Below are 12,114 nucleotides of genomic sequence, written 5' to 3' on the forward strand. Positions count from 1 at the left end.
CCATATTTTCTCGCCACTGACTTTTCCTTTGCCATGAGGCGTTGCAGTATCCACCTGTCATCGCGAACGGAGTGAGAGATCAAGATTTCTCCTCGCGATGCTCGTTCGAAATGACATACGGACAGCAGAACACTGCCCTTCACAGAATGCGGTTAAAACAGTTCCACATTGTCGCCGAGATCTGCCGCTTTCGGCTCAGGCTTCGGCTTCTGCGGTTTTGGTTGCGCTGCTGGGGCTTTCGCAGGTTTTGCTGGCTCGTCACCCCAAAGGTCTGGTTCTGGATGGTGCGTAGCAGCGACTGGTGCAGCAGCTTGATGTCCAGCGTGCTTCTTTTCGAGTAAGACCCGTTCTGATTCCATGGTGTAAATTTCTTTCAGCCACTGGTTCAAATCTTCTTCGTCTATATCGCTTTTTAGTTCTTCAATATGCTTCAGGTTCGCAGCAATTTTCACCAGCTCGCCCTGAATCTTTTCTAGTGGCTGCATGACGTGTTCCAGCCGTTGGCGATTGATATCTTGGAACTGCATAGAAACAACGATCATGCCAATATCGTTGGCAAGTTCGTTGGTTTCGCTGGCAAGTTCGGTCATCATCATGCCGGAAACTTTAATCCCGACATCAATTTTTTCCAGTGATCCTATCACCGCTTCTTCGGCATCTTTTGTGGCGTGCTCAACTTTTTCAGATTCGGATATTGCCAGCGTATACACGCCGCGCATTTCGTCGGTTATTTGATTGATGGCGGTTTTAATATCGAGCGCAAAGCGGTTGGATTGCTCCGATAACTTTCGCACTTCATCAGCTACTACAGCGAATCCGCGACCATGTTCTCCGGCGCGCGCCGCTTCGATAGCGGCATTGAGCGCAAGTAAATTTGTTTGGTCGGCAATTTCACCAACCTGTCCCACAATGGAATTGATTTTTTCCGACCGCTTCATAAGAACATCAAGGTTCGAGCATATTTTTGTCGTGAAAAGTCCCGACTGTTTCAAGTCTTCAATGATGCGGTGCATGGAACCTTTGACGTTATCCATGATCCCTTCCATCAGACCATCATCATCTGTATTATTGGAGGTAATCAATTCAGAAAAGGCACTTTCTGCCTTTTTTGATTGCGATTGCGCCCGATCAATAATATCCCCAAAGCGAGTCCCTATGGACTCAATCGCCGATCCGCTATCATCGATAACTTCTTGGATTTGCGCGTTAATGACGGGAACCAATTCTGCCCGTTGATGGAGGATATTATAGATAGGGGTGAGCACTTCGTGTATACGCTCGAAGATCCCTGCTTCCGCCTGTTCTTTCTCTTGCACCACCTTTTTGCGATAGTCGCGCATGAGGAGGAAAAGCACAAGAATAGTAGCAACTAGCACCACCAAACTACACGACACGCGAAGTGCCATATCAGATAAAAACATGAGCCCGAATTGGCTTATCCCAAGGATAATAAGTAGCGCTATCTTAACTGGACTGGCATACAGCATAAGCCCCTCCGGATATATTGTTGTATCTATTTCTCTCTCTTAAACACATGAGTAATTCCGCACAAAACATACTCACTTTTCCCCAAGATAACAAGAAAAATGGTGCTTCTATTTTGATCTTGACATATATCAATTTTATTTACTGAGAGAAGGGGTATAAGGGCATTAATGGTGCATGCAACTGCACATACACCGAAACTATATGTCACAAAAAATTTTACATAAGGGGTCAATATGCACAGTGGATGTAGCGGTTCTTTTGCCAGCGGCACGCAAGTAGTCGATAAGTTGCGCATGATGGGTTTCAACCATCAGTTTTTTTCCAATTCCGGTCGATTTCACCTGTACCAACTGCCAGACAGAGTTTGTGATGGAAACATTGGAGTCAAGCTGCCCTTCGTGCAACATGACGTACGGTGTAACCCCATGCCACGCCCATGATATCGGATCAATTCAAGCGGCTGGTATCGGCTATTAGGCGCGAAGGGTAGCTTTTACTCCGAAACGCGCTAAATTCCTCCGAGCAACCCCGCCGCATTATGGACGTATGCGGCGACAATATCGCCCTGGCGATATTCGCTTTGTGGCTCCAAAACGAGAAACGCATTCGATTCAACCATCGAATCTATCACATGCGAATCTTGATTTGCCGCGGGATACGCTATCAGCTTCCCATTTTCAATTTGCAAGCGGGCGCGATCAAATTGCGTCCGCTTTTTTGTCTTTTTCGTACCGGCACCAAGTTCCACGTTCACAGCAACATTGGCGAATGACGCATATCCCGCCATTTTGCGCATGGCAGGCAAAAGGTAAAAATAGGCACAAAACATTGAGCTAATAGGGTTTCCAGGGAGGGCAAAAAGTAGTGTTGTGCCATGGAGCACTCCGAACGAAATTGGCTTGCCGGGTTTTTGACTCACGCTTTGGAAGTGCCAGCGGATGCCAAGATTCTTCGCGACGCGATTCATCATATCAAAATCGCCAGCCGATATCCCTGCCGAAGTAATAACGGCATCGAAACCGCTCAAATCGCTGAACATTGCTTGCAAGCTCGCCTCATCATCACGACTGACGCCAAGGTAAACCACTTCGCACCCAATGTTACGCAAAAGTGCCGCCACCGCCGGTCCATTCGAGTCGTACGTTTTCGTTGAATCATCAAGCGTCCCAGGATCGACAATTTCATTGCCCGACGATATCACCGCCACGCGAGGACGGCGATAGACCGAGAAATAGAAAACCCCCGCCGAAATGTACCGCGCAATATGCCATGGGCGGACAGGTTCCCCCTGACAGCGAATCGTGGCACCACGAGCAATATCTTCGCCTGCGCGGCGGATATTCGCTGCCAGTTTTTTCGGTTCAAGTACGGTAACCTGCTCACCTTCAGAACGGGTAATTTCATATTCCACCACGGTATCCGCCCCCGCTGGAATGAATGCTCCCGTCATAATGCGGTAGCAATGACCAGGTAAAAGCTTCAGTGCAGTGACATCATCACCCGCGGCAATCGTCCCTTGTACGGTCAATCGTGCCGGAAGCTCCGCAATATCTGCAGCACGCACCGCAAATCCATCCATAGCGGCATTGTCGCAAGGTGGTAACGAACGCTGCGACGTAAGATCCCGTGCGACAACACGGTTCTGGGCTTCGAAAAGGCTTATCCGTTCGGTGCCAATGGTGCGAATGTGTTCTAAAACAGTATCGAGCGCTTGAGCGGGAGTGAGCATATAAAAATCCTTTATCAATGAATTGGTTGTTTCCCGAAAATTCTAGCATGCTCCACCATCAAGCAGGCATCCATTACAACGGTTATGTCGTGTGTGCGCGCTTTGTTGGCGGATTCTTCGTGGGCAATACCAAGTTGCATCCAAATAGATTTTGCCCGACCGGAAATCGCCTGATCGACAAAGGGTGGTACGTTTTCAGATCGTTGAAAAATATTGACCATATCGACCGGCTCACTCAGTTCATCAAGCGAAGCAAGGCAGGTAGCGCCGAAAAACGTTTGTCCGGCATACGCTGGATTCACGGGGATGATGTGATATCCCTCGCGGTGGAGGTAAGCAGTGACCGAGTTTGCCGCCCGCCCTTCTTTTGGGGTATAGCCAACGACGGCGATGGTTTTTGTGCGCGTCAGTAATTCACGAAGTTGAACATCTGTCATATCGTTCTCCTTTTCGATAATTTCTCTGTTTCAGTATCTGTGGCTGCCACAATCCGTCATTTCGAACGAGCAGCGCGAGGAGAAATCTAGATCTCTCACTTCGTTCGAGATGACTGGCAAACTCCCCAAACGGCTACGGGTATTCTTGCCACATTACATATCACCAAACACATGCTGGGCAAGTGTCACGCCTGCAATCTGAGCCGTCTGAGCTTTGAGAATGCGCGGGCCGAGCGTGGCGAAATGGGTACCTTTGTGCTGCGCAAAGGCAATTTCATCACGATGAAATCCACCTTCTGGCCCAAAAATGAGCATCAATGATGGCATGGCTGACAACGAAATATCGCTTAGATTCTGCCCATCTTTTTCGTAAAAAAGCACCTTCGGAATTTCGCCGTATGTCCCCTGAAAAAGGTCTTTGAAGGAACACACATCGCTCACCTGTACTGGCGCTGTACGTTGATTCTGTTTTTGCGACTCTTCCGATATACGCTGCAGTTTCTGCCGTTTGGCAGCAAAGCTCTGTGAAGTATACTGGACAACCGTGTGTTGCGAATGGAAAAGGATCAACTCGCTTGCGCCAAGTTCGGTGAACATCCGCATCGTGTCGAAGATGTGGTTCCCTTTCGTAAGGGCGCACGCCACGATAATCCGTACCGGCGATTCAATATTATGCTGCTGGGGGTCAAGAAGCGTAATCGTAGCGCTGGAATCATCGACCGCACTGACCAATCCGCGATAGCGAATATTCTGGTCGGTGATAATAGGGATAACAGAGCCCTCTTTGGCGCGCAACACTCGCACGAGATGGTGAAAATCGTCGCCACTCAGAACGCACTGATCGTCAGTAATCGTGTGCTGCGCAACCAAAAACGCCACTAAAACTCTCCTTGAATGGAACACCATTGACCAGCCACATCGACAACCGTTTGCAGATTGCGCAACCCTTTCTGGCGGAGGATAGTGGTAATTTCTGCTTCACGCGTGCAGAGGATACCGGAAAGGACAAGATATTTTTTTCCCAGGCGGAAGTAGTCATCGATCAATAAGAGGTGAACATCAGCCGTGATATTCGCCAACACAATATCAAATACCCCTTGCATCTGATCGCTGGTACCCGTTTGCACGGTGATATCAGAAGGATTGACGTCATTCAGCTCCATATTCTTCAGTGCCACTCGTTCGCAGTCGGAGTCATTATCAATCGCAACAATCGGCTTGGCTCCGAGTTTTTGGGCACAGATGGCAAGAATTCCCGAACCCGTTCCAATATCAAGTACCGACATACCTGCCACTGGCAGCCCACCAAGTGCTTCAATACACAGTGCGGTGGTCGGATGTTGCCCAGTACCAAACGCCATACCGGGATCGATAAAGATTACCGCACGATAGCTGGCTGCTTTTTCCGGAGTAATCGGAATCCATGCCGGATTGATAAGTATGCCACCGCGCAACTCGAGTGGAGAAAAAAATTCTTTCCAACAATTTTCCCAATCAGCGGGCAAGACTGTCGTCGCCGAAAATGGTGTAAAAGTTTTTTCTTCAAGGTACTGCGCTACCGCGACGCGATTGGATTCGTACACATCAGGCGGGAAGTAAGCCTTCATCGTTTGTCGTTCCTGACCCTCTTCGTCTTCTAACTCTTTCGTCACAAATCCTTCTGCACCGAAATAGGTGAGCCATGCTTCGGCCTCTTCAATAGCAGCGGCAGGGAGTGAGACTTTTAACTCAATTGATGGTGCTGGTTGGTACTTCAAATTCAAAGCGGTTTCTTGGTGCGTCATAGAGACGGAACCCTCCTCTGGTAACTTCTACAATAAAAGGAAATTTTACGTGACGCCCTGCTTCGCGACACATCAGGCCGGTTACACCAAGAAAACACGCATTGTTAAGCGTCTCAATGCCGTGAGTAAGCACCTGCTTTGCCAGTATCCCGGCGTCGTATCCTTGGGCTTGGAGCGTGCTTGGCAGTTGATCGGTGACGCTCGCAAGGTGGTGCCGGAACGATACGTCTGGCAACCAGTTTTGGTTGGAAAGGTAGGTGGTGGGAAATTTTGCCCCGTAGATATGCGGAGCCGCTTCTAACAGTTTCGGCGTTTGCCAAAAACTCGTCCCGTACAAGCGGATTATGTTCATATTGAAATTATAAAAAGGGAACTGTGGCACAACGACAAGCGCATCCAGAGGCCCGCCAGGGAGAAACGCCCCGTCAAAGTCCGTCGAATAGGTGGCAAACTTTTCGCGATCACTGCTTTGACCAATTACACGGCCGCGAAACTCACGAATCAACGCTGACTGATTATTCTGTGATGGAGAGTACGTCCGCTCGCGATAGAGACGAATTGGTGTTTGCGCCAGTTCATTTTTCAGTCGCAACGCAATGCTTTGGGAGATAGTATCATCGGGCGCAAAGGAGATATACCGCTGCACATTATCGGCCAGCATCTGGCGTTTGATGGCACGGATTTCGTCAGCAATGCTCAATCCGACCGAATACTGATTCGGATGAGCTGGGTTATTCGCAATGGTCGGGAAAATAAAGACACGATTCGGATCGTTCAAAAATGGCTCAAGCACAGCAAGACGATCTGGGCGTAAGGGGCCGATCACGACGCGGTACGACGCTATTAGATCAACCAATGCTTCGGGGGTAATGGTAGCCGTGTTAATCAACCGGAAGGAGAATTTTTCGGCTTCGGCAGCGGCCAGTATCCCTTGCAATATATCTCGCGAAAACGGGAAGTACTGCCCTGTCATATCAAGCAAAACGGCAACTAGCGGAATTTGTCCAAGAAAGAGCGTCGTAAATTCATCCGTCGCCTGGGTGAGCGGGACAAATTCATGCGAGTCAGCCGCTGCTTCAGCGGTATCGACACCAGAAGTCAACGCAAGCTGAAGTTCAAGCCGTTGCTGAATTTCGGCGAGTTGGGTAATCCGATGTGCCGGCGGTTCAAAGGTCTGGCGGTAGAGTTGGAGTCGATCATAAGCCAGTTGGAAATCATCCTGCACCATGGCCAAGAGGATATTACCATACGCTTCGGTTTCCGCTTCGCGCTGTTCTTCGGTTTGGTAGGTTCCTGCGCTGGTATAGGTAGAGGATTGAATACCATCAAATTCACTTTCCGGTATTTTCCGCGCACAGCCAACCAGCAATACAAGAAGCGTCAGGCATACCCAAAAGCGCACCATATATACCTTCATTTACTCTTTCACTTCTACAGCATACGGAAAAAGTTTTTCTTTCTCTTTAATCTCGTCGGCAACTTGGCGAGCTTTGGCCATATCATCATATTTACCAACGCGAACGCGGTACCACATCCCTTTGTCACCCAGATCGGCAATGGTGTAATAGGCATCATAGCGTTTTTTAAGCAGGTCTTGAACCCGCTCTAAAGCGCGATCTTCTGTTTTAAACGCTCCTATTTGAATCGTAAAAGATCCCGTAGGCAACGTACGACGGTAACGTGCGTTCGGGTCAGTGGCGGCAGGCGTAGCGGCGGTTGATGTGGTGGCTGGTGCTTGCGTTGCAGCCGGACGTGCTGGTGTGGCGGGCGCAGGTGTCGGCGCAACTACCGCCACTTGTTTTTTTGCGTTGTCTAATACTTCTTTTTTCTGCTGTTGCACTTCCTGAGCGCGAATAGCTGAGTCTTCAGCAGCCTCAACACGTTGTTCTTCGGGAAGTTTCGGCACATCAGAGTAGCGAAGTTCCGGCGGAGTTGCAGGGAGGGTGGCATCGCTACGGCTTGGTTGCAGTTTCAGCACCTCGTCACGACTTAACGGAGTGTTTGCACTCCCAGTATTTTCCGCAATGGTGGGTGGGGTTTGCAAGGTAGCGACTTCTTGCGCAGCGGGTTCTTTTGGACCCAGCACAATACGTCCGACAAAGATGCCAAGGCCAAAGACGAGTGTCACCCCGACGATGAAAACCAAAAGCATAATAAAAGTTTGTCGATTACTTTTATGTTCAACTCTGCCACTTCCAAATTGCTGATCCACAATAACCTCCTTAACTGCGTTCTGAAGTTTCCCGCGTTACATTTTCTGCGGCGCACTCACCCCGAGCAAATGTAATCCATTGGCGACAACTTGTCGCGTGGCTTCTACGAGTGTGGTCCGCGCGGCCGTCAACTCATCTGTTTCGGCACCGATCACGCGGCAGGTATTGTAAAAGCTATGGAAGTTAGAAGCGAGTTCATTCAAATAATGGGGAATGCGATGCCCTTCTCGCGCCAAAGCTGCGCCAGCGACAACTTCGGGAAATTTAACAAGCGTTTTAATCAGTTCGCGTTCCTGAGGTGATGTGACAGCTGCGAGCGAAATGTTTTCGAGCGGCAGTGCCGGATACTGCTGATTCGCTTTCAACTGTTCGACAATACTACAGCAGCGAGCGTGTGAATACTGCACATAGAAAACGGGATTTTCGTTGGTCTGTTTTTTGGCCAATTCAAGATCAAAGTCTAGTTGCGAATCGCTACGACGCATGAGGAAAAAGTAGCGTGCAGCATCGGTGCCGACTTCATTCAATACGTCAATTAACGCATCAAATTCGCCGCTCCGCGTGCTCATGGCCACTGGCTTCCCATCACGCAACAGGTTAACCAGTTGAATCAAGATCACTTCGAGTGTATTTTCTGGAGCGCCGAGCAGTTGCATCGCCGCGTTCATCCGTCCGACATATCCGTGGTGATCGGCACCCCAGATATCAATGATCGTCGTAAACTCTCTGTCAAGCTTGTTTTTATGGTAGGCAATATCGGCTGCAAAGTAAGTCGTTTCGCCATTGGAGCGACGCACAACGCGATCTTTATCGTCGGTATAATTTGTAGTTTTCACCCAGAGCGCTCCGTCTTCTTCATACGCCCCTTTCGTTTCTAGCAGTTGATCAAGCACACGGGCAACATGTCCGCCCTCGTGCAGTGACTTTTCTGAAAAATAGGTATCAAACGTGACTTCAAAGGTTTTAAGGTCGTCGATAATCCCCTGAAGAATAATATCACCGGTCAATTTCGTAAAAAACGGCAACGCAGCATCGTCATGCTCAAACTTCGGGCCATACTTCGCAACCACATCACGCGCAATACCGATAATGTAGTCGCCTTGATAACAGTTTTCATCGAGTTGAAATGACTCGTGACCAAGGAGCTGCATATAGCGGATGTACGTGGAACGACCAAGATTATTCATTTGGTTGCCAGCATCATTAATATAGTACTCGCGGGTGACATCGTATCCGGCAAAAGCGAGTAGCCGCGCGAGCGTATCACCCACAGCAGCTCCGCGCCCATGACCGATATGCAGTGGGCCGGTTGGGTTCGCGCTGACAAATTCAACCATAACTTTATGCTTCTTGCCGACGTTCGAAGCACCGTACTGCTCTTGCTGCACAAAAACTTCGCGAAGTTTATCGTGATACGCGGCATCGGCAATCGTGAAGTTAATAAATCCAGGGCCGGCAATTTCACACTTGGCCATATAGGGATGCTCTGCAGAATGTGTTACGATAATTTCAGCAATACGGCGCGGCGACAACCGTGTTGGCCGAGCAAGCTGCATCGCAACATTACAGGCATAATCACCAAAACTCTTGTCTTTTGGAATTTCAATGATAATATCCGGAACTTGTGATGGGGGAATAGGAAATTCGCCGGTGGTGATGGCTTTTGTTATACTTTGGCGAATAATTGTGCTCAAAACCTGTTTCATAATTGGAGCGACCTCTTGGAGTACGTTTCACTGAATACGTGCCGAATATAGTGTCTGTCGGTTCAGAGTGCAAGGCATTCTGATTTTTCGATGCAAAATAGTTCGTATCCCGTTTGCGTTTACTCTCGTTCATGTGTATTATCTCGATCTTATTTTTTCATTCTTATAAGTGAGCTTATAAGGGGCATTCAGGTGCTCTGCTTTGTAATAAGATACTAATTTGATTTTCTACCGCAAAGGAGTTTGCCATGGAACTGTACAAGAAGAATCAGTCGACCATTGTGATTACGGGGCACATTAAAAGCATTATTGATGCGCAAACTATTCGCAAGTCTATCGAGGACAGTATCACGCAGGGGAGCCGTTCGATTCATCTGATTATCGAAGATTCTTTCTCTATGACCTCCGCTGTTATCGGGTTTCTTTTAAAAGTAGTCAACGATGGCGTGCAGATCTCCATTACCCTCTCCGATCACCGCTTATGGAAACTTTTGAATGATTTCCAACTCATCAACGTTTTAAATGTTCAGGAAAAACCAGCGATCGAAAAACACCACTGATTCACGAGATGGCTCGCGTCACCAATAACAAGCACGAGGGTTAACCATTCTATGCAACAAACGTGGGAGCGCTTGGGTATCCGTGGTCGTACTGTATTTTTTGGTACCGTTCTTTTTGTAATCGCCAGCGCGGCCTACTTTATGGCCTCACTGTTTTTCTTTGGCCCTAGGGGGCTCGGGTTATTTGAAAGCACTTTCCATCGGGGGAGTTTCTTTACTTTACTCTTTTTTGGTTTCACCTCTTTATTTCTTATAATTTTGGCGTTTGTCATTTTTATGAATGCCATAATCCTTAAACCCATACGGCAACTCTCATCCCAGGCGTTAAAAATTGCTGCCGGTGATTTTGATAGGCGCATTGCGCCAAAATCAGCTGATGAAATTGGTGGTTTAGCGATGGCGCTCGACACCATGGCCTGCAACGTCAGCACAAAAACTCGTACGCTCACTTCGCTTATGGCCAAGCATATCGATGACCTACACCGTCACGGCGTTATTCTGGAACTTGTCAGCCAAGGAGATACGCTCGCGGGAATTCTTGATCCGCTGGCATCATATATCGAACAAGAGTTCCCTGATATCAGCTGTGCGATTATGCTCGCCGATTCCAAAAAGAAACGTTTATTTCACGGTGCGGCACCAAGTTTACTACCGTTTTACTGTGCCGCTATTGATGGCATGCTGATTGCTGATAAGAGTGGCTCGTGCGGAACTGCGGCATGGCGCAAAGAACGGGTGGTAGTAGAAGATATTGTATCGCACCCGTACTGGGAAGCGTACCACGCGCACATTATAAAAACCTCGCTTCGCGCCTGTTGGGCGGAACCGATCCTTGATCGTCACGGAGATCTTTTTGGCGTCTTTGCGCTGTACTATCGTGAACCGAAGGGACCGAGCCCTCAGGAAATTGCCTTTATCGAAACCTGCGCGCGTCTGGTTGCGTTATCTATTGAACGACTGAATTACGAAGAAAAAATGCGTACGCTGTCGCGTGCCGTAGAACAAAGCCCAGTTTCGATTGTTATCACCGACGCTTTGGGAAATATAGAATACGTGAACCCTCGATTTGAAAAAATTACTGGCATCAGCGCAGCGTCTTTGGTGGGGAAAAACCCGCGCGTGTTAAAATCAGGGCGACAATCAGCAGAATTCTACCAAGATCTCTGGAAAACCATCAGCAGTGGTCAGGAGTGGAGTGGTGAATTTGAAAACATCAATAGCCTCGGCCAACCATACTGGGAACAGGCTGTTATTTCACCCATCCGCGACGAACAAGGGAGAATCACCCACTATGTTGGCGTAAAAGAAGACATCACCGAACGCAAAGCGCACGAAGCCATGCTGCTCGAATTCAACCAGCGGTTGCAAGAGCAGGTAGAGTTGGAGGTGTGCAATCGCATGGAAAATGAAAAGCGTTTCCAGCAGGAACGTGAACTGCAACAAGCATTGCTCATTCAACAAACCAAGCTCGCTGAACTTGGCGGAATGATTGGCGCCATCGTGCACCAGTGGAAGCAGCCACTCAACATCATTTCCCTTTTGACGCAAACACTGCAAAACGATTTTGAAGATAAACTCTTTGACGCATCTACGCTAGAAACACATATCGAAGAAGTGATGAATCAAATACGCTTTATGAGCGAAACGGTCGATAATTTTCGCGACTTTTATAAGCCATCACAACAAAAAAAGTACTTTGCTGTTGTCGAGGCCATTCAGGGCGTGCTGGATTTACTCAGCCACCAGCTCACCCCTTGTAATATTGATGTTGTGCTGACAGGCAATAAAAGTTTAGTCGCTTTTGGTTTCCCAAGCGATTTTAAACAAGTCATTTTCAATCTGATAAATAACTCACACGATGCCATCATTGAACGGGGCGTTGAGACAGGGAAAATAACGATTACCGTGGAACCGACCGATCCCTTTGTTACGATTATTCTCTGTGACAATGGGGGCGGTATTCCTGAGTCACTTTTACCAGACAAACTTTTTGAACCGTTTAGTACGACAAAAGGGGAAAAAGGAACTGGGATTGGTTTATCGCTCGGACGAACCATTATCGAAGAAAAAATGGGTGGCCGCCTCCAAGCAAGGAATAGCGAAGCTGGAGCCTGCTTCACTATTGCCCTCCCGACAGAGGAATCAAAAACGTGAATTATCTATTACACTGTAAACTGAAAGATGATATAAACCGATC

General features: G+C 48.3%; 11 protein-coding genes. 2 read left to right on the forward strand and 9 right to left on the reverse strand.

The genetic code is table 11. The annotated features are described in order from the left end of the window. Positions 1-152: 152 nt before the first annotated feature. The 9 genes from P304_RS17495 to argS all read right to left on the reverse strand — a co-directional run bounded on the left by P304_RS17495 (position 153) and on the right by argS (position 9,357). Positions 153-1,487 carry a methyl-accepting chemotaxis protein gene (locus P304_RS17495; protein ID WP_051321336.1) on the reverse strand — a complete coding sequence of 445 codons (1,335 nt, stop codon included), beginning with the start codon at positions 1,485-1,487 and terminating at the stop codon, positions 153-155. Positions 1,488-1,685: 198 nt separating this feature from the next. Beyond that, entirely contained in the window at positions 1,686-1,895 is a 210-nt protein-coding gene (locus tag P304_RS17005) for a GxxExxY protein (RefSeq protein ID WP_027389263.1), read from the reverse strand. A gap of 101 nt (positions 1,896-1,996) precedes the next feature. Then, a complete protein-coding gene (locus tag P304_RS0102525; protein ID WP_027389264.1) occupies positions 1,997-3,217 on the reverse strand; it encodes a molybdopterin molybdotransferase MoeA in 1,221 nt (406 codons plus the stop codon). Positions 3,218-3,231: 14 nt separating this feature from the next. Then, complete coding sequence (locus P304_RS0102530; protein ID WP_027389265.1) at positions 3,232-3,654, reverse strand: CoA-binding protein; 423 nt, start codon at positions 3,652-3,654, stop codon at positions 3,232-3,234. 153 nt (positions 3,655-3,807) lie between these two features. After that, a complete protein-coding gene (locus P304_RS0102535) occupies positions 3,808-4,533 on the reverse strand; it encodes an RsmE family RNA methyltransferase (protein ID WP_027389266.1) in 726 nt (241 codons plus the stop codon). Further along, complete coding sequence (locus P304_RS13640) at positions 4,533-5,438, reverse strand: 50S ribosomal protein L11 methyltransferase (protein WP_051321337.1); 906 nt, start codon at positions 5,436-5,438, stop codon at positions 4,533-4,535. Before P304_RS13640 ends, P304_RS0102535 begins: the two co-directional genes overlap by 1 nt. Further along, positions 5,383-6,855: a type 1 periplasmic-binding domain-containing protein gene (locus P304_RS0102545; protein ID WP_027389267.1), complete on the reverse strand. Its 1,473-nt coding sequence runs from the start codon at positions 6,853-6,855 to the stop codon at positions 5,383-5,385. The genes P304_RS13640 and P304_RS0102545 overlap by 56 nt, the downstream gene beginning before the upstream one ends. Then, positions 6,856-7,650, reverse strand: a complete 795-nt coding sequence (locus tag P304_RS0102550) for an SPOR domain-containing protein (RefSeq protein ID WP_027389268.1) — start codon at positions 7,648-7,650, stop codon at positions 6,856-6,858. Positions 7,651-7,686: 36 nt separating this feature from the next. Beyond that, positions 7,687-9,357: an arginine--tRNA ligase gene (argS, locus tag P304_RS0102555; RefSeq protein ID WP_027389269.1), complete on the reverse strand. Its 1,671-nt coding sequence runs from the start codon at positions 9,355-9,357 to the stop codon at positions 7,687-7,689. Positions 9,358-9,605: 248 nt separating this feature from the next. Here argS and P304_RS0102560 point away from each other — a divergent pair, with 248 nt between their 5' ends. Both P304_RS0102560 and P304_RS0102565 read left to right on the forward strand, forming a co-directional pair. Then, a complete protein-coding gene (locus P304_RS0102560) occupies positions 9,606-9,917 on the forward strand; it encodes a hypothetical protein (RefSeq protein WP_027389270.1) in 312 nt (103 codons plus the stop codon). A gap of 276 nt (positions 9,918-10,193) precedes the next feature. Then, on the forward strand, positions 10,194-12,071 hold the full coding sequence (locus P304_RS0102565; protein WP_160165001.1) for a PAS domain S-box protein: 1,878 nt from the start codon (positions 10,194-10,196) through the stop codon (positions 12,069-12,071). The last annotated feature ends 43 nt before the right edge of the window (positions 12,072-12,114 follow it).

It is taken from the genome of Chrysiogenes arsenatis DSM 11915 (genome assembly GCF_000469585.1).
GTDB classification, from domain to species: domain Bacteria; phylum Chrysiogenota; class Chrysiogenetes; order Chrysiogenales; family Chrysiogenaceae; genus Chrysiogenes; species Chrysiogenes arsenatis.

Bases quoted from the DNA above. Each gene is read 5' to 3' on its own strand.
- P304_RS17495 (WP_051321336.1), bottom strand. From the start codon at position 1,487: ATGCTGTATGCCAGTCCAGTTAAGATAGCGCTACTTATTATCCTTGGG.
- P304_RS17005 (WP_027389263.1), bottom strand. From the start codon at position 1,895: ATGTTGCACGAAGGGCAGCTTGACTCCAATGTTTCCATCACAAACTCT.
- P304_RS0102525 (WP_027389264.1), bottom strand. From the start codon at position 3,217: ATGCTCACTCCCGCTCAAGCGCTCGATACTGTTTTAGAACACATTCGC.
- P304_RS0102530 (WP_027389265.1), bottom strand. From the start codon at position 3,654: ATGACAGATGTTCAACTTCGTGAATTACTGACGCGCACAAAAACCATC.
- P304_RS13640 (WP_051321337.1), bottom strand. From the start codon at position 5,438: ATGACGCACCAAGAAACCGCTTTGAATTTGAAGTACCAACCAGCACCA.
- P304_RS0102545 (WP_027389267.1), bottom strand. From the start codon at position 6,855: ATGAAGGTATATATGGTGCGCTTTTGGGTATGCCTGACGCTTCTTGTA.
- argS (WP_027389269.1), bottom strand. From the start codon at position 9,357: ATGAAACAGGTTTTGAGCACAATTATTCGCCAAAGTATAACAAAAGCC.
- P304_RS0102560 (WP_027389270.1), top strand. From the start codon at position 9,606: ATGGAACTGTACAAGAAGAATCAGTCGACCATTGTGATTACGGGGCAC.
- P304_RS0102565 (WP_160165001.1), top strand. From the start codon at position 10,194: ATGAATGCCATAATCCTTAAACCCATACGGCAACTCTCATCCCAGGCG.